The organism is Enterococcus casseliflavus NBRC 100478 (assembly GCF_001544095.1).
Taxonomy (GTDB): domain Bacteria; phylum Bacillota; class Bacilli; order Lactobacillales; family Enterococcaceae; genus Enterococcus_D; species Enterococcus_D casseliflavus.
In genome coordinates this window covers 125,002-148,832 of record NZ_BCPT01000001.1, presented here as the reverse complement: position 1 = coordinate 148,832, position 23,831 = coordinate 125,002, and the positions used below count along the sequence as shown (strand labels likewise).

Below are 23,831 nucleotides of genomic sequence, written 5' to 3'. Positions count from 1 at the left end.
GCAGTCAGCTGTAAATAAACAAGGTGAAGCAATGGGGGCCAAAGGATTTTGGTACCATTGCTTTTTTATTCGCAGAAAAGTAAAGGAGGCTATAGGATGAAAAAGATAAAACTGGTGATTTTTGATATGGACGGTTTGATGTTTGAAACAGGTCGTCTAGCTTACCGCGCTTATTTAAGAGCCGCGGAGGAATATGATTTTGAAGTTTGCCAAGAAGTTTATTATTACCTGACTGGCAGAACGGAAGCAGATATTCGTAAAGGGATGCAGGAACTTTATGGCAGTACGGTACCAACGAATCGGTGGCGAGCAGCGATGAATCGTCAGAAAGAAGTGATTTTAGCTGAAGAAAAACGGGTATTTAAAAAGCCCGGCCTTCTTGAACTGTTGGAAGCATTAAAAAAACAAGATTGCTTGATAGCCGTGGCATCCTCTTCATCGAAAGAAAAAATCAAGGCGTACTTTGAAATGGAACAGATGCCAGATTGGTTTGATACGGTGGTTTCTGGGGATCAAGTGCGAAAGGGCAAACCTGATCCAGAAATCTTTCTAACAGCCTGCCAACAATTAGGCGTAAAGCCTGAAGAAGCCTTGGTATTAGAAGATTCTCTAGCTGGCATAAAAGCCGCAAAACAAGCCGAGATCCCAGCTTTTCTGATTGCGGATGATTTGAGTACTTTGCCAGTCAAGAAAAATGGGAAGTATCCTTTGCTTAAACAGCCAAAACTTGAGCAAGAAGTAGCTGCACAGGTGAAAACATTTTCTGATCTGACGAAAGTCAAAGACTGGCTCGTCGTGAATCATTTTTCTTGGGATTGATCGATATTCCAAGAAGTATCAACAAAGCAAAAGGGTATGAAGCAAGAAAGTACGGTGTTTTAAAACAGGCATAGTTTTGTGGAATCAGTAAAACAACAAAGGTTCATTTTTGCAATTGGTTTTTTCCTGCTCATTTCTCTATGAAGAAGGGGAAGTTAGAGCGTTTTTCACTAGTTTCTAGGAATGAGGCAAAAGGCTGACTAGAAAAACGAGTAAGATTGTAGCAGCTCACTTTACAGCTAAGTGAAGCTGCTTTTTTTACGCTATTCCTTCAGCAACGAAAAATGAGCATTGTGTTTTAAACGGTATTCTTTTGGCGTCAGTGAGGTCAATGCTTTGAAATTTCGATTGAAGGTTCGCACATTTTGAAAGCCTGCTTGTTCTGCTACTTCCGTAATCGGCAAGAGACTATGGGTCAGCAAAAAAGAGGCATGGCGTATTCTTGCTTGATTCAAAAGCCGAGGAAAGGTGCTTTTCAATTTATCGGTGATCATTCTGGAAACGTAGACGCTGCTATAACCGATACTGCTGCTTAGTTTTTCGAGCGTCAGTTCTTCTTTGAAATGGGATTCGATGTAAACAAGTAGCTGGATAAGGATATCCTCTTGATTTTTGGCTGGTAATAAAGTCGTTTGGTGTTCAAAAAGGTAAAGGACTTGATACAGTGCCGATTTTCGTAAATAGAGGGAATCCGTTTCAAATAAAGGATAGTAGAGCTGCTTGGCAACAGATGAATCAATGGTGATCACCGGATCTGACAAAGCGAAATCTTTCGTTTTGGCGTAAAAATCTGGAATATACTCAGGTGAAAACACAAGAATATGCAATTGTGATTCCTTAGGGGTTTCAATGGCATGAGTCTGATAAGGCATGACTAATAACACTTGGCCTGTCGTAAGGACATAGGGACTTTCTTCGATTTTGACAACCGCTTCGCCATCACTACAAAAAAGCAATTCAAAGGAACGATGAAAATGTTCCATGTAATTAAGCGAGTAGGGATGGTAACTGGAAACGCCTAGGTATTCGCCGAAATGGTATTCTTCTAAAATGGTCACGCGATCTATCCTCCATTTTTTGTCTATCGATGTGTGGAAATCGTCCTGTGAATGATAGCGATTTCATTCTATAATTATGACAGTTCAGCTGAAGAAAGTAAATAGAACAATGATTAGTGAATATTTTTAAAATGAGCTGCAGCAGCAAGTTTCTTTTTTTTGTTAGGTATATTAGTAAAGAAAACTTACTAACTGGATGAAGCTCATTCTTACTGACACTCAGTTGAATCACAAAATGCCAAAAAGGGAAAGAGGAGGAAATTTTTTTGATTACCAATCCAATACTAACAGGCTTTCATCCAGACCCGAGTATTTGTCGTGCAGGAGAAGATTATTACATTGCTACGTCGACCTTTGAATGGTTTCCAGGTGTGCGCATCTTCCATTCGAAGGATTTGAAGAACTGGCGCTTGATCAGTACACCAGTCAATCGTGTCAGTCAGTTGAATATGCTAGGAAACCCTGATTCCGGGGGCGTTTGGGCGCCAAACTTAAGTTATAGTGATGGTCGTTTTTGGTTGATTTATTCAGATGTCAAAACACAATCTAATAGTTGGAAAGATGTGAACAATTATTTGATCACCTGTGAAACCATTGATGGGGATTGGTCAGAACCAATTTATATGAATTCTTCTGGTTTCGATCCCTCGTTATTTCATGACGACGACGGCAAAAAATATTTTCTGAACATGGTTTGGGATTATCGCCCGACAAACCATTCCTTTTACGGGATCGCTCTCCAAGAGTTTGATTGGCAAGCCAAGAAATTGGTGGGGCAGCCCAAAATAATCTTCAAAGGAACAGAGCGCAAATTGACGGAAGCACCGGTTATGTATAAAGTGAACGGCTATTATTATTTATTGACGGCAGAAGGCGGCACCAAGTTTGAACATGCAAGTACCATCGCTCGTGGGACACACATCGAAGGGCCTTATGAAGTTCATCCTCAAAACCCTCTGATCAGTTCATGGAGACAGCCAGAGATCCCGCTACAAAAAGCTGGTCATGGTTCATTTGTGAAAACGCAGACTGATGAATGGTATTTTGTTCACTTAACAGGGCGAGCGCTGAAGTATCCAGAAACGCCCCTCTTAGAAAATCGCGGCTATTGCCCGCTCGGACGAGAAACAGCGATCCAGTCTGTTTATTGGGAAAATGATTGGCCGTATATCACAGGCGGAAACTTTCCAAAAGAGGAAGTCCCACAGCCACAGCTGCCCGAACATCCGTGGGAAACAGAATCAGGCTTTGATGATTTTGAAGAGGCGTCGTTGGCACCAGTGTTTCAAACCTTGCGGATTCCTTTTTCTGAGGAAATCGGTAGTTTGACCGCACGACCAGGGTACTTGCGCTTGTATGGGCGAGAGTCGTTCAATTCCTTGTTCCATCAAGCACTGGTGGCAAGAAGATGGAGCGATTTTCGTTTCGAAGCAACGACTGCCGTCGAATTTTCACCGACCTCGTTTCTACAGTTAGCAGGCATGACGAATTACTACAATACACAAAACTGGTCGGCAATCTACATCACTCATGATGAGACGAAAGGCAGAATCATCACTGTATTGACAAGCGAAAAGGGCCAACTGAAGAGTCAAAAAGCACCAGAAGTTGTGATACCAGCCGATGTACAAACAGTCTACTTCAAAACGATCGTTAATTATGCCCACTATCAATACGCGTACTCGTTTGATCAAAAAGAGTGGCAGGTCATCGATCAGCTATTTGACAGCTTGCAATTGTCTGACGACTATGTAGCAGAACATTACGGTGGGTTCTTTACAGGGGCTTTTGTAGGGATGTTTGCGATCGATACGACCGGCAATCGTTTGGCGGCTGATTTTGATTCATTTGACTATCAAAAAATCGAGGAGGAAGAAAGATGAAAAATTGGAAACGGGTCTTACAAACAGTGTCATTGGCGGGCTTAGCAGCTTTTATGCTTAGTGGCTGCGGGAATGGTTCTGGAAACAGCAGCTCAGATAATAGCGCAACGGGAAGTAGTGGCAAGGATGAACTTGTGGTTTGGACCTTTACTTCAGAATTATCAACGATGATCAATGATTACTATTTGCCGGCGCATGACGACTTGGCCTATGACATTCGGATCGTGGAGATTCCTTCTGACCAATTCGAGACCAAGCTCGATCCGATTATCGGTTCCAAAGATGCACCAGATGTGATTGCTTTAGAATCTGCCTTTGTCAAAAAATATGTGGAATCAGGCATGATGGCAGACCTTGGTTCACTGGGGCTTGATGAAGCCGCGGCAGATACGTATCAATATGTCAAAGACGTAGGGACTTCAAAAGACGGGGTTCTTCATGCCTTGGCTTGGCAAGCTGCTCCTGGCGGGTTTTATTACCGAGCATCGATGGCAGAAGAGCTGCTAGGAATCGATGATCCAGCGGCTGCGCAAGCGGCATTGTCAGACTACGACAAGTTCTATGAGCAAGCCAAAGCAGTCAAAGAAAAAAGTGGTGGAACCACCTATATGATCTCTAGTGTCCAAGATTTGGCAAAGCCTTTTTATGGTCAACGCGAACATGGCTGGGTTGAAGACGGCAAATTAGTGATCGACGACAGTTTGTATGACTTGTTGGATGTATCACGAAAATTTGTAGAAGAAGGCCTGACACAAGATACAGAAGGACAATCAGAAGCTTGGTTTGCTGGAATGAATGGCGACAATGTATTCGGTTATAGTTTGCCGACATGGGGACTGCACTATTGGTTAAAACCAAATGCGACAGCTGCCGATAACTCCAGCTCAACAGAAGGCGACTGGCGCATGATCCAAGGACCTTCGTCGTGGTTCTGGGGCGGCACATGGATCGGTGCTACGGCAAATTCTGAGATGCAAGAAGAAGCTGCGCAATTGGTGGCTTACTTGACCACAGATCAAGCATTTTTAAAACAATGGGCCGAAGATACCGGTGATTTTGTATCGAATGAGCGAGTCGTTGAAGAAATTAAAGGCGAATATCAAGAGGAATTTTTAGGCGGTCAAAACCACTATGCAGAATTTGCCGATATGGTTCAAGACATCAACGCGAAAATTCTGACCGAGTATGACCAGACGATTGAAACCCTCTTTACGGATAGTTGTTTGACACCATATTCAAAAGGTGAAGTGGATCAGGAAACGGCGATCCAAAACTTTAAAGATGCGGTCGTCAATGCTTATCCAGATGTTCAAGTAGATTAGGTGTTGTTGAAACCGACACCGAAGACGGGGTCGGTTTCAACCTTTTCTAGGTACTATGCGCTGCTCAAATGGCTTGTCTTTACAGGCAGAAGTTGGCAGTAGAAGAAATAAATATCAGGGGGATTACGATGCAGAATAAGAGAAGATTTGAACAGTATCATCGCTATGGGCTATTATTTATCGCACCATTTTTTCTAGCATTCTTGGTTTTTCAGCTTTATCCAATTCTCTATACGATTTACCTAAGCTTTACGGATCTAAAAGGGTGGAATCCAGCTGCCAATCTTGTCGGACTGGATAACTATTTTGCGATTTTTCGCAACCCGTTATTTTTAAAATCAATCAGCAATACATTTATTTTGTGGGGCGTAAACTTTGTCCCTCAAATTGGCATGGCTCTGTTGCTGGCGGCATGGTTTACCAATATCAAGTTGCGCTTGCGGGGGAAAGGCTTCTTCAAAGTCGTTTTTTACTTACCCAACATCATTACTGCCGCTTCAGTAGCAATCTTATTTTTCGTTTTGTTCAGTTTTCCGTTAGGTCCGATCAACCTAGTCTTGCAGCATTTCGGTGTTTTGGACCAGCCCTATGACTTTTTCCGTAGTGAAACGGGCACTCGGCTGATCGTTTCCTTTATCCAATTTTGGATGTGGTATGGTCAGACAACGATCGTTTTGGTTTCGGGCATTTTGAGCATTGATGATGCTCTTTTTGAATCAGCAATGGTCGATGGAGCCAATGATGGTCAAATTTTCCGCAAGATCACGCTGCCTTTGTTAAAACCAATCTTGCTTTATACATTGGTGACGTCTTTGATTGGCGGCTTGCAAATGTTCGACATTCCTTTTTTGCTGACAAACGGCAATCCCAACAATAGTGTCTTAACGATCACGATGTTTATCTACAACCAAGCCTTTACCGGGAGTCGGAATTTCAACGTTGCCGCAACCGCGTCGGTGCTATTATTGGTACTTTCGATCGTATTAAGCACGTTATTGTTTCAATTTTTCAAAGAAAACAGCAAAGTGGGGCGAAAATAAATGGAAAATAGCTATCGAGCAAAACGATTGTTGATCTATGTCTTTTTGGTGTTGCTGACCATCTTAAGTATTCTGCCGTTTTGGGTCGTCTTAGTCAATGCGACCCGTTCAGCAGAACAGATCCAGCAAGGGCTGTCCTTGTGGCCTGGCGGTAATCTCCAATACAACTGGTCCGTCTTAATGGGCAGAGGCTTCAATGTTTTCAATGGATTTAAAAATAGTTTCTTGATTGCGGCTGGCGCTACCGTTCTCAATGTATATTTTTCGGCATTGACAGCTTATGGCGTGATCGCCTATGAGTTTCGTGGCAAGAAAGTCCTGTTTGCTGTCATTCTTGGGCTGATCATGATTCCTCAGCAAATTAGCATGATCGGTTTTTATCAATTTATGAATCGCTTAGGGCTCTTAAATAATTTTCTGCCATTGATTTTACCAGCGATCGCATCACCTGCTACCGTTTTTTTCTTAAAGCAATACTTAGAAACGATCTATCATCCTGATTTGGCAGATTCTGCTCGTTTGGACGGAGCCGGCGAAATCAAAATTTTCCATCGCATCATGTTGCCCTTGATGAAACCGGGCTTAGCCACCATGGCGATTTTCTCGTTCGTGACCTCGTGGAATAATTTCTTGATGCCCTTGATCTTGATCAACGATACGGAAAAGTATACGTTGCCGATGCTGGTCCAATTGCTGAAAACTGATGTTTACCGTACTGAATTTGGCAGTATGTATCTAGGGATTTCATTAAGTATTATTCCTTTGCTACTGATTTACCTGTTTCTATCGAAATACATCGTGGGCGGTGTGACGGCTGGCGGAATCAAAGGATAGCGATACCCTTTTACCAAAAGAAAACGCTGGACTGAGTTTTCAGTCCAGCGTTCATTTAACGGATCGCACGGGAGAGATCAAGTGCCGCAAAGCGCAAATCGTTGATATTCAAGAAATGTTTCGCGACTAAAACGTTACCGCCAAACAGCGGGGCTTGATCGCCTAATCGGCTGTTTTTGATCTTCGTGTTTTTGGTGAACTGGCTGGTCAATTTTTGTTGCAGCGCCAGTAATAAATCAGGAATTTTGCGATAGACCGAGCTGTTGATATAGACTTCTTCGGGATCAGAAAAAGTGATGACATTGTTTAGCCCAATACTAAGAAACTCAACATTTTGTTGCGCCAATTCGACTGCTGATTTTTCTCCGGCATGATAGGCTTGTGCAAAGGTATCCGAATTAACGAACGCTGTTTTTGTATAGTGACTGTAGGTGTCAAACAAGACTTTGTTCGACGCATATTGCTCTAAGCAGCCTCGATTGCCGCAAGGACACAAGTTGCCGTGAGGAAAGAGCGTAGAATGGCCAACTTCCCCCGCCATGCCGTGAGTACCGGTTTGTAGCTGCCCATCAACGATGATTCCGACACCGATCCCACTATGGACGCTGACGCTCAGTAAATTCGTGGAATCAGAAGAAAAACAGTACTCGCCTAAAGCCGTCAGATTGGCTTCGTTTTCTATATAGACCGCCGTATTGTATTTTTGGCTCAAAGGGGCGATCAAATCAAAGTGTTCCAAGTCGTAGTAGGGGGCAAAGGTGACCGTCTGATTATGAACGATGCCGTGGATCGCCAAACAGATTCCTACTAATCCATGAGTGGTTTGCGGCATTTGCGGCCAAAACTCTATCATCATGGAATCGATCGTCGCTAGTACATTTTCTTTGGTGATCAATTCATGGGAATGGTCGGCAGAGGCGATCATCTCGCCATTGATATAAGAGAGCATCCCTCTAACATAGTTATAGCCGATGTCAAAGGTAACAGCTAAGCTGCTACGGTGATTGAATTGCAATTGAATCGGTTTGCGACCACCGATCGAAGTGGAATCACCAATGCCGACTTCGCGCACGAAGTCCGTGTCGATCAGTTTTTTGGTTATTTGAGAAACAGACGCTTTATTGAGATGGGTCAAATTTGACACTTCCGCTCGTGACACATTTTCATTGTCAATGATCGTCTTCAATACAGCCGCTTCATTTTGTTCGCGTATGCCCATTTTATTGATAATCATGTGTACTCCTCTTCGTAGATGTGATTAGTGTTAGTTTACCGTGCAAATTAATATTGTGCAAGCTGAAGAATAAAGAAAAGACGAAGAATGTAGGAGCAGCAGTTTGAGAAGGAAAAACCATGAAAGATTCGTTGAAAGCGCTTGACAGGAATGCGAGAATCGTTTACTATTCGATTAGTTAGTTTTGAATGCTAATTAACCGTTTGAGAGTCAATGGTTAACTGCTTCAAACAGAGGAAGGAGAGAAGAGATGGCTTATTTTTTAGGGTTGGATCTGGGAACAAGTGCGTTAAAAGGCTTAGTTTTTGATCAAACCGGGGAACTCCAAGGAACAGCAAGTGCTGACTATCCATTGTCATCCCCTAGACCGGGGTTCAGTGAGCAAGAGCCGGTGCATTGGCAAGAGGCGGCAGATAAGGTGATCAAAACCTTGATCCAGCAGCTTCCAACGCTGCAAAAGGAATTGATCGGCGTCAGCTTTTCTGGGCAAATGCATAGTCTTGTTTTATTGGATGAAGAAAACCGAGTCATTCGTCCGGCAATATTATGGAATGACGTTCGGACCACCAAACAATGCCAAGCGATCATGGCATCCTTTGGAGAGGAAATAAAAGCAATCACCAAGAATGTTGCTTTGGAAGGGTTCACTTTACCAAAAATTTTATGGGTCCAAGAACACGAGCCTGAACATTGGCAACAAGTTCGTCACATGATGCTGCCAAAAGACTACTTGGCTTTTTGGCTGACTGGGAACTATTCGATGGATTATTCCGATGCAGCGGGTACGTTACTGCTGGATATCGAAAAGAAGTGCTGGTCTGAAGCCATTCTAGAAAAATTCGCAATCGCATCGGATTTACTGCCGCCGCTTTTTGAATCAGCAGCGCCTGTGGGGCAAATGCGAAAAGAGCTGCAAGAAGCCTTTGGGTTTGAACAAGAGGTGACGATCTATGCAGGTGGCGCAGACAATGCCTGTGCTGCATTAGGTTCAGGGATCATCGCCGAAGGTGTCGGCATGGTGTCGATTGGCACGAGCGGTGTGTTCTTATCCTTTGAAGAAGCGCAAGAGGTTGATTATCAAGGAGATCTACACCTTTTCCGTCATGCGATCAAAGACAAGTTGTATTCAATGGGGGTCACGTTAGCCGCTGGAAATTCCTTAAGCTGGTATCGTGATACGTTTGCCCCCAACCAATCGTTTCAGGAATTGCTTTCAGCGATCAGTGAGGTAAACCCAGGGGCAGAAGGCCTGCTGTTTACGCCTTATATCGTGGGTGAACGCACCCCGCATACCGACAGCCAAATCAGGGGTAGTTTTATCGGCATCGACACACGGCATCGCGAAAAGCATTTCAGTCGTGCGGTCTTAGAAGGGATCACCTTCTCTTTGAAAGATTCCCAAATGATCATGGAAGAACGGGCACAGCGGAAATTCACCCAGATCGTTTCTGTGGGGGGCGGTGCGAAAAATGCCGAATGGCTGCAAATGCAAGCCGATATTTTTAATGCAGAAATGCTGAGTTTGTCTACTGAGCAAGGTCCAGGTATGGGTGCAGCAATGCTAGCAGCAATCGGCAGCGGCATTTATCCAGATGCAACTGCTTGTGTTAACGCCTTTGTCAAATACGGCAAGGCCATTGCACCAATTCCTGAAAATGTCGCCAAATACCAAGAAATTTATGCGATCTACCGGACCGTCTACCAACAAACCGCACCTATCTGCCATGCATTGGCGCAAATCGAGTAGCGTAATGGCAGCAGGCAATCTACCTGATCAAAGCGAGGAATCGTTTTTGGTTCTAAATGATTGGAAACAAGTAAGTTAGTTTATTACACTAAAAAACATAAAATGGAGGCAACAACAATGACTTATTTCCCAGAGATCGAAAAAATCCGCTACGAAGGTCCTAAAACAGACAATATGTTTGCATTTCGCCACTACGATGCCGAAGAAGTTGTTTTAGGCAAGAAAATGAAAGATCATCTACGTTTTGCAATCGCCTATTGGCATACGATGACGCAAGACGGCTCTGATCCTTTCGGCGCACCCGTCAACAAACGGACGTGGATTGGTGACACCGAAATGGAAACGGCGAAAAATCGAGTAGAAGCCTTCTTCGAGATTTGCGAAAAATTAGGGGCAGAGTTCTTCTGTTTCCATGATGTTGACGTGGCACCTGCAGGAGAAACGTTAGAAGAATTTTTCCAAAACTTAGACGAAATCACCGATTTAATCAAAGAAAAAATGGAACAAACGGGAATCAAACTATTATGGAACACAGCAAATATGTTCTCACATCCTCGTTTCAATAACGGCGCTGCTTCCACCAATAATGCGGAAGTTTATGCGTATGCGGCAGCCCAAGTCAAAAAAGGCTTAGACATCTCGAAAAAATTAGGCGGCGAAAACTATGTCTTCTGGGGTGGTCGTGAAGGCTATGAAACCTTGTTGAACACAGACATGAAATTTGAACAAGACAACATCGCCCGTCTATTCAAAATGGCGATCGCTTATGGCGAAAAAATCGGTCATAAACCGCAGTTCTTATTAGAGCCGAAACCAAAAGAACCATCAAAACATCAATATGATTTTGATGCAGCGACAACGATGGCCTTCATTCAGCACTACGGCTTAGAAGGAGATTTCAAATTAAACCTAGAAGCCAATCATGCAACATTAGCTGGCCATACCTTTGAACATGAAATCGCCGTTGCCCGTAGCTATAACGCATTAGGCTCACTGGATGCCAACCAAGGAGATATGCTGTTAGGGTGGGATACGGATGAATTCCCAACCAACGTCTTTGACTCCACACTCGCTTTATACGAAGTCTTAGAAAACGGCGGCATCGCACCGGGAGGAATCAATTTCGATTCTAAAGTCCGTCGTTCGTCATTTGAAATGGAAGATCTGTTGTTAGCCCACATCGCTGGTATGGATACGTATGCCCGAGCGTTGAAAGCAGCAGCGAAACTAAAAGAAGACCGCTTCTTAGACGAGTTGAAGGAAAAACGGTATGCCTCTTTCCAAGAAGGCATCGGAGCGAAGATCGTTGCTGATGAGGAAAACTTAGAAACACTGACAGATTACGCATTGGCGCATGATCAAATCGAATTAGAATCCAGCCACATTGAATATGTGAAATCTCGTTTGAATGATTACCTGTTTTAATAAGAAACGACTGTCGTTCTGAGGAGCGGCAGTTTTTTCACCTAAAAAATATCTTTTGGCAATTGTTACGAATCAACCAAATTATGATACGATAAAATGTAACCGATTTATTTCGGTTTAGGAAATGAAGGAGGCAACTTGATGTTTCACACAAACTTAGATCCTTTCCCAGAAAACTTCTTATGGGGGGCAGCTTCGGCGGCCTATCAAATTGAAGGAGCATGGGCAGAAGACGGCAAAGGTCCGTCGATTTGGGACACCTATGCCCAAATTCCTGGCAATACTTTTGAGGAAACCAACGGCAAAGTGGCGATCGATCACTACCATCGGTACAAAGAAGATGTTGCCTTGATGAAGCAAATGGGCTTGAAAGCCTATCGCTTCAGCGTGGCGTGGTCGCGAATCTTGCCTGATGGCGAAGGCGCGGTCAATGAAGCGGGTGTGGCGTTTTACGAAAAGCTGGTGGATGAATTGCTTCGGCAAGGAGTAGAGCCGATTTTGACGCTGTATCATTGGGACCTTCCCCAGGCTTTGCAAGACAAATACCAAGGATGGGAAGGCCGAGAAACAGCAGAAGCATTTGAACGGTATTGCCGGATCCTTTTTGAACGCCTAGGAAAGAAAGTCACCTATTGGGTCACCATGAATGAACAAAATGTCTTCACTTCTCTTGGGTACCGTTGGGCGGCACATCCGCCGGGCTTGAAGGACTTAAAACGGATGTATGCAGCCAATCATATCATCAACCTTGCTAATGCTAAGGCGATCAATTTGTTCCATGAGCTGGTTCCTCAGGGCAAGATCGGTCCAAGTTTTGGCTATGGACCGATGTATCCGTTTAGCTGTGACCCAGAAGATGTGCTAGCAGCAGAAAATGGCGAAGCCTTCAACAACGCATGGTTTTTAGATGTCTATTGCAAAGGCGAATACCCGAAATTTGTGTACAAGCAATTAGCCAAAGTTGGCTTGGCTCCTGAAGTCACTCCAGAAGATCAAGCACTATTAAAACAGGCAAAACCTGATTTCTTAGGAATCAATTACTATCACGGTGGGACGGCCCAGCAAAACAATTTGCAAAAGCAGTCAGCTGAAAAGAAAGAATTTTCTAAAGTCGATCCGTATTTGATGCAAGCGGCAGCTGGTGAGTTCTCACCCGAAGAAACCATGTTTGCGACAGCAGAAAATCCTCACTTGAAAAAAACAGATTGGGGCTGGGAGATCGATCCCGTTGGTTTCCGTGTAGCCTTGCGGCGCATCCAAGCCAATTATGACTTGCCGATTTTTATTACTGAAAATGGGTTAGGCGCTATCGATCAATTGACAGAAGACAAACAGATCCATGACCCATACCGCATCACCTATTTGCAGGAACATCTGGTGGAACTGCAAAAGGCCATCACGGATGGGGTTGAGCTGATCGGCTATTGTGCTTGGTCCTTTACAGATCTACTGAGTTGGTTGAATGGATACAAAAAACGCTATGGGTTTGTTTATGTCGATCGCGACAATCAAAGCGAACGTCAGTTGGCGCGCATCCCGAAAGATAGTTTTTATTGGTATCAAGAGGTGATTCGCACCAACGGGGCAAGTTTGACAAGTGAAACATGATGTAACGAAGGAGTAGCTGAAAATGGAGGTTGGAAAATGCGTAAAGTGTTGATCGTTGACGATGAAGCATCGATCCGAAATGGACTGCCTCTGATCATCGATTGGGAACGTCTGGGGTATCAAATCGTCGGGTCGGCGGAAAACGGCGAAGCTGGCTTGGCAATGATCCACGAATTGAAGCCAGACGTTGTGATCGCTGATATCCGTATGCCGGGAAAAAATGGTCTTGAGATGGTGCAAGCAGCATCGGAGGAAGGGCTTTTGTTTTTTGCCATTATTTTATCCGGCTACTCAGATTTTGATTATGCCAAACAAGCGTTGCAACTGGGCGCTGTGACCTATTTGCTGAAACCAGTTGACGAAGAAGAGCTGATCGGTATTTTGACGAAAATCGATCAAAAAGCCAAGACCGATCAGCAGAAAAATCAGAAGAGTCAGTTGATGGAGAAATTGTTTGGCGGGGATCAAACGGGAATCAAAGACGCACAAGCCATCAAGCTATTGCGTCTTTCCGAGGAGGCAGATGCCCAAAAGCTGGTTGAGAAATTGCAGGAGCAAGTGGCGCAAGTCGTCACCTTGATCCATCGACATCATCGGTATTTGGTTCTGTTAAACGAGGAGCGCTTTCCCGACGAGGCGATCGATGCGTGGTGCCGTAAAAAAATGGCTCACCAAGAAATCTTGATCTCCCGCTGGTTTGCGGCGCAAGATAACTTGAAGCCATTGATGATCGATATCCAGACATTAAGTAAATTGATTTTCTTATTTCCCAATCAAGTCATTTCTCACCATGTTTTGGATACGACGCAAGAAGCAGAAGAACGAAGTGATTTGCGTGAAGAATTAGTTAAGGCGATTTTGGCAAACGATCCGTTAGAACAGCCGTTATCCCGCTATTATCAAACCTTTTATCATTCATTGGCATTGGAAGAAGAGATCAAATGGCAAATCAATGGTGACATCGAATGGCTGCAGCATCAAATCAGTGAAAAAGTAGCCTTAGCAATCGAATGGTCGACAGACGAAGTGCATCAGCAGATTTTTCTCGCCCAGACGTTTCCAATGCTGCAAGAGGTGATCACCGCAAAACTAACAGACTTGCAAGCAACCGTCGCCAGCAGTTTGAACCAAATCGATATCATTGCAGAATTGATCCAATACACGAAAAAGCATTATCAAGAAGATTTGACCTTGAAAAAAATCGGGGAACGTTTCAATTACAATAGTGCCTATCTAGGCAAGAAGTTTCGCAAAGAAACTGGGAAAAATTATTTGGCGTTCTTGGATGAAGTACGAATGGAAAAAGCGGTGGAAATCTTGCGTCATTCCAATCTAATGGTCTACGAAGTTGCTGAATTGGTGGGCTACAGCAATGTTGATTATTTCTACAAAAAGTTCAAACAATACCATCAGGTTTCACCGAATGAGTTTCGGAAAACATAAGAAAATTCGCTGATACATGAGCAGCTATTTTTCAGGAAAACAGTCCATCGCATAGGCAATGAAAAGAGAAATTTGTGAAAAGAAAAAGCGGCATTACAGGTTCGCATGGCGGCAGCAAGAGACAACACGTCTTTTTTGTCGCCATTTTTTTGAATAATCTCGTCAGAAGCTCATACAAGAAAATGCTTTAAAAAAGCTATTGACGTCGTTTTCATTTTGAAGTATAGTAAGTGCATCGGATCGTTACTGATAATGCAGGCGTGACCACAGGTATGAGATTTTCTCCATTCGTTTATTTTGGAAAAAGATCATAGCTAGTTGGTGACGTTATTTTTTTGTTTTATTTTAGGAGGTGTTGACCATGGAAATCGTCAAAGTATTTAATAATAATGCTTCATTAGTCCTGAACGACAATCACCAAGAAGAAGTTGTGATGGGGAGTGGCATCGGCTTTGGTTTGAAGCCAGGCGACACTGTCGATCAAAAGAAAATAGAAAAGCGATTCATCATTAACGACCAAAAAAGCATTGCAGATTTGGAACAGCTGCTTAAACGGATTGAATATCGTGATCTGCAACTGGCCAGCGATATTTTAAAATTGTTTGAGGAAGCGTTTCAATGCGAAAGCAATCCTGCACTGCTAGTGGCACTTGCAGACCATATCGGTTTTGCTCTGACGAGAGCAAGAGAAGGGATGAAAATTCAAACACCCCTAGAATGGGAATTAAAGCAGGTGTACCCGAAAGAATATGAAATTGGTCTTCAAGCGGTTGAGCTGATGCAAAAGCGAACACATCTGAATATTCCGCAAGATGAGGCTGCTTTTATTACGCAGCATTTCGTGAATTTTTTAGGCGATAACAACGGAATGGAAGAAACAATGCTGATTTCCAAAGTCATGAAAGATATTTTGACGATCATCAATTATCATTATGGCAAAGAATTCAGACAAGACTCTATTTATTTTTCCCGATTCATCACTCACATTCGCTACTTTGTTAAACGACAGATGAGCAATGAGCTACCAGCTCAACCAGCGTCTAGTTTATTAGATGTGATTCAACTGAAATATCCGTTGGATTATGAGTGTGCTATGAAAATCAAGCAATTTCTGGAAAATAGGTATCAGTGGGAAATCACTGAAGATGAAGTGTTGTATTTAACCTTACATTTAAATCGATTGGCATCTTAACGGATCGTTACTGATAAAGCAGGCGTGACCTAGAGTGAGCACTCAAACGAGTCTTTTGTTTGAGGTGTCTTCTAGATCACGCTTTTTATTATACGCAAAAGGAGAATAACTATGAAATTTGAAAACGAAAGTGCCGCGATCATTCGCTTGATCGGTGGTGAAAAAAATATCGACAGCTTGGTTCATTGTGCAACGAGATTGCGTTTTGGCTTGAAGGATGACGCCAAGGCCAATAAAGGGGAACTTCAAAAACTGCCCTATGTGATGTCTGTTGTACAAAGCGGAGGACAATATCAAGTCGTAATCGGCAGCAATGTATCAGATTACTATGCGACGATCTCAGCTATGGCTGGGTTATCAGATCAAGAAACAGGTTCTTCGAAAAAAACAGGTTTTAATTTGAACGCCGTATTTGAAATTATCTCAGGTGCTTTTTCTCCTTTAATTCCTGCTCTAGCAGGTTCGGGGATGCTAAAAGCACTGCTGACGGTTTTGACCCAATTTAATTGGTTATCAGCAGAATCTTCTACTTATGTCATTTTGAGTGCTGCGAGTAATGCAATATTTTATTTTTTACCGATTTTCTTAGGGATCACGTTGTCGAAAAGATTAGGTGCCAACATGTACGTTGGCGGCGTGATTGGTGCAGCATTGTTGGAACCTCAGTTTACTGGGTTGATTGGCGTGGAAAATACAAATTTCTTGGGGATACCAGTTCAAGCCGTGGACTATGCCACAACCCTATTTCCGATTTTTGCGGCTATTTTTATTTATCAATTTGTAGATAAATTTTTGAAAAAGATTATTTATAAAGACATTCAATTGTTTGCCGTACCAATGCTTAGTTTGATGATCATGATTCCATTGACCGTTATCCTTTTTGGTCCATTCGGCACCTTTTTCGGGGATCTTTTATCAGGAAGTGTAATGTGGTTATTTGAAAAAAGCCGGATCCTTTCAGGCATCGTTTTAGGCGGCGGGATGACCTTCATGGTTATGTTTGGTTTGCACTGGGGCTTTACACCTGTAACGTTAGATAATCTGACAAGATTAGGTGGAGACCCTATTGAAGGAATGGCATTGGCCGCTGTTTTTGCTCAAATCGGGATTGCAGTTGGCTTCTTCTTACGAGCGAAAAAACATTCGAAAATGCGGGCTTTGGCAGGCCCAGTTGCCTTGACTGGCTTCTTTGCCGGCGTGACAGAGCCCATCGTCTATGGGATTATTCTTCGTTACAAAAGACTTTTGCCGATCGTAGCTATTTCCGGTGGTTTAGGCGGAGCAGTGTTAGGCGCTTTTGGTGTGACGATGAATGCGTATGTTTTCCATAATATTTTTTCCTTGCCTGTTTACAGTCCTTTGGTGGGTTATCTGATCGGAATCACCGTTTCATTGTTGTCAGGAGCTTTACTGGCTTATTTCTTTGGCGTGAAGGAAAGTGAACTAACAGAATTTGAAGCAGAGCCTGAATCAGAGGTAGAAAGTATCTTAACCAATGCAGCAACTCCGATTTATTCACCGGTAAAAGGACAAGTGATGCCTTTAGCAGAAGTGGAAGACGATGTCTTCGCCAGCGGAATCGCTGGACAAGGAATTGCGGTCATCCCCGATGAAGGAATCATTCGGGCACCTTTTGCAGGTACTGTTGTTGCTGTTTTCCCTTCTAAGCATGCGATTGGTATTAAATCTGATCAAGGGGTTGAATTATTGATCCACGTCGGATTGAATACCGTGAATCTAAATGGTGAGTTTTTTGATGTTAACGTCGAAAATGGTGCGACAATTGCACGAGGAGATCGTTTGTTGACCTTTGACCGGCAGGCGATTCTGGATAAAGGCTATCAATTATCGACACCCGTGATCGTTACAAATTGTGGGCCAGATACAGTAATCGAGTACGAAACAACGGCCGGAACAATTGAAGCAGAAGGGATTCTGTTTACCGTAAACAACGAAGGATAGGAGTTTGAAAATGAAAGAAAACTTTTTATGGGGCGGTGCGATCTCCGCTCATCAAGTGGAAGGTGCTTGGCAAGAAGGCGGGAAAGGGATCAGTATTGCCGATGTGATGACAGCAGGAACGAAAGATCGGCCTCGGAAAATTACCAACACAATCTTGCCTGAGGAATATTACCCGAATCATGAAGGCATTGATTTTTACCATCGTTACCCGGAAGATATCAAACTTTTTGCGGAAATGGGTTTCAAAGCTTTGCGAATCAGTATCGCATGGACACGAATTTTTCCTTTAGGAGATGAACAACTACCGAACGAAGAAGGGCTGTATTTTTACGATCAGGTCTTTGACGAGATGCAAAAATATGGAATAGAACCTGTTGTGACGTTGTCTCATTTCGAGATGCCCTATCATTTAGTTGAAACCTATGGGGCTTGGCGCAACAGAAAGATGATCGGATTTTTTGAACGTTTTGCGCAAACTGTAATGGAACGCTACAAAGAAAAAGTGCGGTATTGGCTAACATTTAACGAGATCAACAATCAGCGGATCATCGATAATCCAATTTACAGTTTTACCAATTCTGGTGTGATCTTTGACGAGGATGAGGAGAAACTAGCAGGCATGTACCAAGCCGCTCACTATCAGTTTGTTGCTTCAGCTCGGGTCGTCACAGCTGCGAAAAAAATCAATCCTGAGTTTCAAATTGGCTGCTGTTTAGCTGCCACACCTAATTACCCGCTGACTTCTGATCCTCGTGATCAATTGTTAGCACAACAAGAAGATAATAATCAACTCTATTTCACAGATGTACATGTCCGTGGACACTACCCAAAAAGAATACTCAATGAATGGCAGAAAAAAGGGTACACGATCGATGTGACAGAAGCCGATCTTGATGATTTGGCAAACGGCACCGTTGATTATATCGGTATTACTTATTATTTAAGCAATACAGTATCTACCCGCTCAGATGCAAACTATCTACATGATCCTTTGTTGGGCAGCAGTGTGCTAACAACGAATCCTTATGCAACGATGACGGAATGGGGCTGGACGATTGACCACATGGGATTGCGCTATATGCTGAATCTCTTGCAGGACCGTTATGAACTGCCGATTTTTATTGTGGAAAATGGCTTTGGTTTTAATGACCAAATGACAGAAACCGGCATTCATGATCCCGAACGGATTGACTATTTAGCTGAACACATCAAACAAATGATGCTTGCCATCGAGGAAGACGGCATTGATGTGATTGGGTATACAGCATGGGGCTGTATTGATCTCATCTCATTTACTACAGGTGAAATGCGAAAAAGATATGGGTTCATCTATGTAGACCGTGACAATGAAGGGAATGGTTCGTTTGATCGAATCAAGAAAGATTCTTTTGATTGGTATAAGGAAGTCATTGCTTCAAATGGAGCAATGCTGAAATAAAAAAGAAGTATCCTATTGCCTATCGGAGACAGAAAAAAGCTAATTTTTATAGTAAGAAAGTCTATTCTAAGAAGTAGGCTTTCTTTTTTTTCTTTTATATAATTTAAATGAAACTGTAAGCGCTTTTCGAACGGAGGAGGAGAAATGACAGATGTACGCCTGTGCTTTGATGTAGGGGGGACCTATATCAAATTCGGGGTTTTTACCGAGAAGAATCAATGGCTGGACCGAGGCAAAATCAAAACCCCGAGTAATACGCGGGATGAATTTTTTGCTGCCTTAGCTGCCAAAATAAAAGAAGTCGAGCAAGTGCATATCATCGAAGGGATCGGGCTGAGTTTTCCTGGTTTCATTGATTCAGTCAATGGCCGAGCGATCATGGCGGGGGCGTTGGCTCCTTTACACGGCTGTGCTGTCGTACAAGAGCTGCAGCAGCGTTTAACCAAGTCTTATCCGATCTGGATCGAAAATGATGCGAAATGTGCTGCTTTAGCAGAACTTTCTACCGGCAATGCTGCTGACGTACAAGATTTTGTCATGATCACATTAGGCACCGGTATTGGTGGCGCGCTCGTTCATCAGCGCCAGTTGATTCACGGCAATGGGTTTCGGGCAGGAGAATTCGGAATGATGATCACTGATTTTCAAGCATCTTCTTTTGCGACCCTCCATGATCTAGCTTCAACGAGAGGACTGATTGCTGCCTATCGGCGGGCAAAAGCGATTCCTGAATCAGAGGAGATTTTAGGTGAAACCATCATGCAGCAGTGGTCGAGTGATCCTGAAACGCAGGAGATCCTGAAACAGTGGGCACGTTATGTCGCACTTGCGATTTACAACCTAGCTGTCACGATGAATCCCGAAAAAATACTGATCGGCGGCGGCATCAGCCAACACCCTGATCTATTAGCTATAATCAAACAAGCAATCAATGAGAACCCCCATTGGCCAGATTTCCAAGTGCCGATCGAGACTTGTCGTTACTATAATGATTCTGGTCTGTTAGGGGCGTTGACATTGATCCAACAAGGAGGAAAAAAATGAAATTTTCAGATGGCGGTTGGTTATTTCGTGAAGGATTTGATGTGAAATTTGCGGTGCATGTCTACGATGCCCGTAAAGAAGAAAACAAATTGGTTTTATATCTGCCTTATAGCTATGTCGGACATAAAGGGGCAACGCTGGATGGCGGATTGTTAACGATGGAAGTCACTACCCCTAGAAGCAATATCATTGGGATCACCCTCTATAACTATAAAGGGGTCCAAGCCAAAGCCCCCGATTTTGAATTGATGACAGAAGAGATCACTCCTGATATTTCAGAAGACGAGCAATCCTATGTTTTTCGCTCCGGAGACTTGCAAGTCGTGATCAGCAAAGAGGAAAATGTGACAGCTTCGTTTTATTACAAAGAACAGCTGATTACCCAAAGCAAGCCTCGCAGCAAAGCCCTAGTGATCGATCCGCAAGCAAATACCCATATTAGCGAACAGTTGACTCTGGATGTGGGAGAAACGATCTATGGTTTAGGGGAACGCTTTACTAGTTTCGTGAAGAATGGTCAAAGTGTTGATATTTGGAATGCCGACGGGGGCACTGGTACAGAGCAAGCTTATAAAAATATTCCTTTTTATGTAAGTAATAAAGGGTATGGCGTCTTTGTCAATTCACCAGATCGGGTGCAATTCGAAGTGGGGAGTGAAAAAGTTTCGCGTGTTCAATTCAGCAATCCAGGACAATCGCTACAATACTTTGTGATTGCTGGTGATGAGCTGAAACAAGTGATCCAGCGCTACACTGATTTGACGGGAAAACCGTCGCTGCCGCCTGCATGGTCCTTTGGGTTATGGCTAAGTACCTCGTTCTTGACGGATTATGATGAACAAACCGTGACGTCTTTTGTAGGCGGTATGGCAGAACGTGATATCCCTCTTGAGGTCTTTCATTTTGACTGCTTATGGATGAAAGAATACGAGTGGTGCAACTTCACATGGGACGAACGAACTTTCCCAGAACCTGAAAAAATGCTGCAGCGCTTGAAAGCCAAAGGATTGAAAATCTGTGTATGGATCAATCCTTACATTGGGCAAAAATCACCCTTGTTTGATGAAGGGATGGCGAATGGCTACTTTTTGAAACGCGCCAATGGAGATGTCTGGCAATGGGACAAATGGCAAGCTGGTTTGGCGGTCGTCGACTTCACCAACCCTGAAGCGATCGCTTGGTACAACAGCAAGCTGCGTGCCTTATTAGACATGGGTGTGGATTGCTTCAAAACGGATTTTGGTGAACGGATTCCCACCGATGCGGTGTACTATGATGGCTCTGATCCAGAAAAAATGCACAATTATTACGCCTATCTATACAATAAGGTCGTCTTTGACTTGCTGAAAGAAGTCAAGGGAGCAGAAGAAGCCATCGTTTTTGCGCGGGCAGCTTCGGTTGGTTCACAACGCTTGCCTGTACACTGGGGCGGCGACAGCACCTCAGATTATCCATCGATGGCAGAGTCGCTGCGGGCAGGTCTGTCCTTTGGGTTAGGCGGCTTTGGGTATTGGAGCCACGATATCTCAGGGTTTGAAGCTGGCTCAACTCCAGACCTCTACAAGCGCTGGACACAATTTGGTCTGCTGTCTTCCCATAGCCGTTACCATGGCAGCTGGGAATACAAAGTGCCATGGGTCTATGACGACGAAGCCGTGGCGGTAGCTAAAGCCTTTACCAAGTTAAAACTGTCCTTGATGCCTTACTTGCAAGCCCAATCGGTGCTAACCGCTCAAACGGGGATTCCGATGATGCGGGCAATGGTCTTAGAGTTTCCTGAAGACGAGATGACCCATCATTTGGATCGCCAATACATGCTGGGGGAACACCTTTTAGTGGCGCCCATTTTTAATGATCAAGGAACAGTCTCCTTTTACGTACCGAAAACGAAGGGGCATTGGATCGACTATTTATCTGGCAAAGCCTACGAGGGCGGACGCTGGTACCAAGAAACCTATGACTATTTCCACTTGCCACTGTTAGTCCGACCAAATCAAGTCATTATCGAAGGCCATGAACAAACCAAAGCAGTCTATGACTATGCCCAACATCCAACGATCCATCTCTTTGATCCGCAAGACAAGACCGCTGCCGCTATCTATGATCACCACGGTGAGTGGCTTGGCGAGGTGGCTGTCGAAAGAGTCGATCAAGAACTGATCGTCAAGCTGACTGGCATCCAGCAAGCATCCTTGCAGATACACACGACTTCTGGAAAAACGAGCCATGAGCTAACGGCTGACCAAACCACGATAAAGGAGTTCTAGATGCCCATGCGAACCATTACGAATCCAATTTTGCCTGGATTTCATCCCGATCCCAGTATTTGCCGTGTCGGTGAAGACTTTTATCTGGTGACGAGTACCTTTGAATATTTTCCTGGATTACCAATCTATCACAGTAAAAACTTGGCAGACTGGCAGCTGATTGGTCATGGACTTTCGCGACCTGAGCAGCTGCAGCTATCGACGAAAAACCCCAATGCTTTTGGTCTATATGCCCCAACCTTGCGTTTTATCAAGGGCCGCTTTTACCTCGTTTGTACCAACGTTGGCGCAAGCGAAGGAGTAGAAGGCAACTTTCTGATCTGGACGGATGACATCACTGGTGAATGGTCTGACCCGATTTGGCTGGACACCCCTGGGATCGACCCGACGATTTTCGCAGATGACGATGGACAGACCTATTACTTAGGCACCCATAAGGAGATCTATCTGCGGACGATCGATTTGGCTTCTGGAGAACTAGGCCCGCGCCAAAACATTTGGACGGGCAGCGGAGCGGCTGATCCAGAAGGCCCCCACTTGTATAAAAAAGACGGTTATTACTACCTGTTGATTTCCGAAGGCGGAACGTCCTATGGGCATATGCTGACCATGGCCCGCAGCCGTTCCTTGACGGGACCCTATGAAGCATATCCCCACAATCCAGTGATGACCAATCGCAGTACGAATCTGCCACTGCAAGCCGCAGGGCATGCGGATCTCGTGCAAGATACTAAAGGCAACTGGTGGGCAGTTTGTCTAGCAGTACGCCCCATCAGCTATCCTTTGAGGCATTTGTTAGGGCGGGAAACATGCCTGCTACCGGTGGACTGGTCAAACCAATGGCCGGTGTTTGGCGAGGAAGGTCACTTGCCAGAAACCATTCAGGTAGACACAGCGGCGACACCAAAGGAAACACAAAAGAAGAGCAGCAAGCCTGATTACGTGACTTTATTCGAATGGGACTCTGCGTTGATTGAAGAAGAGCCACATGGCTTCTTGCTGCATCCTAATCAGACGGGTCTGTCTGATCAAGGCAAACTCGCCGCAGTGTTCCAACGGCAAACCGCCTTTGAGCAACAATTTCAGGCAACCTTTGATTGTCGGCAACTAACGGATGGACAAGCGGGATTGACGGTTTTCTTAAATGCCACCCATCACTATGAGGGCTACTTGGAAAAAACGGCGTCCAGTCAGCAGCTAGTTTTCCGTCGACAAATCGGTTCCCTATGGAAAGTGGAAAAGAAACTGCCTTATGCAGCAGATACAGTCACCTTGCAGCTGAGCGCCGATAAAGAAACTTATCGTTTTTCTGTTGTTGATGAGCAAGGACAAGCACAGCCTTTAGGTAGGGGAGAAACAAAATATCTGACTACTGAAGTTGGCGGTGTCTTTACTGGGATCATGGTAGGCTGCTATGCCAGCGCCTCTTCACCACAACAAACCGTTCATGTGCGGGATTTCTAATCAATGAAAAGCCCCTCTTCGATTTCTGAAACAGGAATCGAAGGGGGGCTT

At 44.1% G+C, this 23,831-nt stretch carries 17 protein-coding genes; 15 read left to right on the top strand and 2 right to left on the bottom strand.

Annotation, left to right across the window (positions count from 1 at the left end; all coding sequences use genetic code 11):
* The first annotated feature begins 96 nt into the window (after positions 1–96).
* Positions 97–819 carry an HAD family hydrolase gene (locus ECA1_RS00660; RefSeq protein ID WP_060791449.1) on the top strand — a complete coding sequence of 241 codons (723 nt, stop codon included), beginning with the start codon at positions 97–99 and terminating at the stop codon, positions 817–819.
* A 263-nt stretch (positions 820–1,082) separates the two neighbouring features.
* Here the strand turns inward: ECA1_RS00660 and ECA1_RS00655 are convergent, their stop codons facing one another.
* Complete coding sequence (locus tag ECA1_RS00655; protein ID WP_005228440.1) at positions 1,083–1,877, bottom strand: helix-turn-helix transcriptional regulator; 795 nt, start codon at positions 1,875–1,877, stop codon at positions 1,083–1,085.
* Positions 1,878–2,143: 266 nt separating this feature from the next.
* Between ECA1_RS00655 and ECA1_RS00650 the strand changes: the two genes are divergently transcribed.
* From ECA1_RS00650 to ECA1_RS00635, 4 genes are all read left to right on the top strand, one after another.
* Positions 2,144–3,760 carry a glycoside hydrolase family 43 protein gene (locus ECA1_RS00650; RefSeq protein WP_060791448.1) on the top strand — a complete coding sequence of 539 codons (1,617 nt, stop codon included), beginning with the start codon at positions 2,144–2,146 and terminating at the stop codon, positions 3,758–3,760.
* Complete coding sequence (locus tag ECA1_RS00645) at positions 3,757–5,082, top strand: ABC transporter substrate-binding protein (protein ID WP_060791447.1); 1,326 nt, start codon at positions 3,757–3,759, stop codon at positions 5,080–5,082. Before ECA1_RS00650 ends, ECA1_RS00645 begins: the two co-directional genes overlap by 4 nt.
* A gap of 128 nt (positions 5,083–5,210) precedes the next feature.
* On the top strand, positions 5,211–6,122 hold the full coding sequence (locus ECA1_RS00640) for a carbohydrate ABC transporter permease (RefSeq protein WP_060791446.1): 912 nt from the start codon (positions 5,211–5,213) through the stop codon (positions 6,120–6,122).
* Positions 6,123–6,956: a carbohydrate ABC transporter permease gene (locus tag ECA1_RS00635; RefSeq protein WP_005228444.1), complete on the top strand. Its 834-nt coding sequence runs from the start codon at positions 6,123–6,125 to the stop codon at positions 6,954–6,956.
* A gap of 55 nt (positions 6,957–7,011) precedes the next feature.
* Here the strand turns inward: ECA1_RS00635 and ECA1_RS00630 are convergent, their stop codons facing one another.
* Complete coding sequence (locus ECA1_RS00630) at positions 7,012–8,190, bottom strand: ROK family transcriptional regulator (protein ID WP_060791445.1); 1,179 nt, start codon at positions 8,188–8,190, stop codon at positions 7,012–7,014.
* 250 nt (positions 8,191–8,440) lie between these two features.
* On the opposite strand from ECA1_RS00630, the gene xylB reads away from it, so the two are divergent.
* The 10 genes from xylB (at position 8,441) to ECA1_RS00580 (ending at position 23,780) form a co-directional block, all read left to right on the top strand.
* Positions 8,441–9,937, top strand: a complete 1,497-nt coding sequence (xylB, locus tag ECA1_RS00625; protein ID WP_060791444.1) for a xylulokinase — start codon at positions 8,441–8,443, stop codon at positions 9,935–9,937.
* A gap of 117 nt (positions 9,938–10,054) precedes the next feature.
* Positions 10,055–11,362 (top strand): xylose isomerase, encoded by a 1,308-nt coding sequence (gene xylA / locus ECA1_RS00620; protein ID WP_008380597.1) that lies wholly within the window; start codon positions 10,055–10,057, stop codon positions 11,360–11,362.
* Positions 11,363–11,503: 141 nt separating this feature from the next.
* The gene (locus tag ECA1_RS00615; RefSeq protein ID WP_060791443.1) at positions 11,504–12,970 is read left to right on the top strand and encodes a glycoside hydrolase family 1 protein; all 1,467 of its coding nucleotides are present in this window, start codon (positions 11,504–11,506) and stop codon (positions 12,968–12,970) included.
* A 36-nt stretch (positions 12,971–13,006) separates the two neighbouring features.
* Positions 13,007–14,413, top strand: a complete 1,407-nt coding sequence (locus ECA1_RS00610; RefSeq protein ID WP_060791442.1) for a response regulator — start codon at positions 13,007–13,009, stop codon at positions 14,411–14,413.
* A 361-nt stretch (positions 14,414–14,774) separates the two neighbouring features.
* Positions 14,775–15,605: a PRD domain-containing protein gene (locus ECA1_RS00605; RefSeq protein ID WP_060791441.1), complete on the top strand. Its 831-nt coding sequence runs from the start codon at positions 14,775–14,777 to the stop codon at positions 15,603–15,605.
* Between the two features lie 111 nt (positions 15,606–15,716).
* Positions 15,717–17,567, top strand: coding sequence for a beta-glucoside-specific PTS transporter subunit IIABC (locus ECA1_RS00600; RefSeq protein ID WP_060791440.1), 1,851 nt, complete (start codon positions 15,717–15,719; stop codon positions 17,565–17,567).
* Between the two features lie 10 nt (positions 17,568–17,577).
* Complete coding sequence (locus ECA1_RS00595; RefSeq protein WP_060791439.1) at positions 17,578–19,005, top strand: 6-phospho-beta-glucosidase; 1,428 nt, start codon at positions 17,578–17,580, stop codon at positions 19,003–19,005.
* A 144-nt stretch (positions 19,006–19,149) separates the two neighbouring features.
* On the top strand, positions 19,150–20,049 hold the full coding sequence (locus ECA1_RS00590; protein WP_060791438.1) for an ROK family protein: 900 nt from the start codon (positions 19,150–19,152) through the stop codon (positions 20,047–20,049).
* Positions 20,046–22,316, top strand: coding sequence for an alpha-xylosidase (gene yicI, locus ECA1_RS00585; RefSeq protein WP_060791437.1), 2,271 nt, complete (start codon positions 20,046–20,048; stop codon positions 22,314–22,316). Before ECA1_RS00590 ends, yicI begins: the two co-directional genes overlap by 4 nt.
* On the top strand, positions 22,317–23,780 hold the full coding sequence (locus tag ECA1_RS00580) for a glycoside hydrolase family 43 protein (protein WP_060791436.1): 1,464 nt from the start codon (positions 22,317–22,319) through the stop codon (positions 23,778–23,780). It begins immediately after the preceding gene.
* Positions 23,781–23,831: the final 51 nt, after the last annotated feature.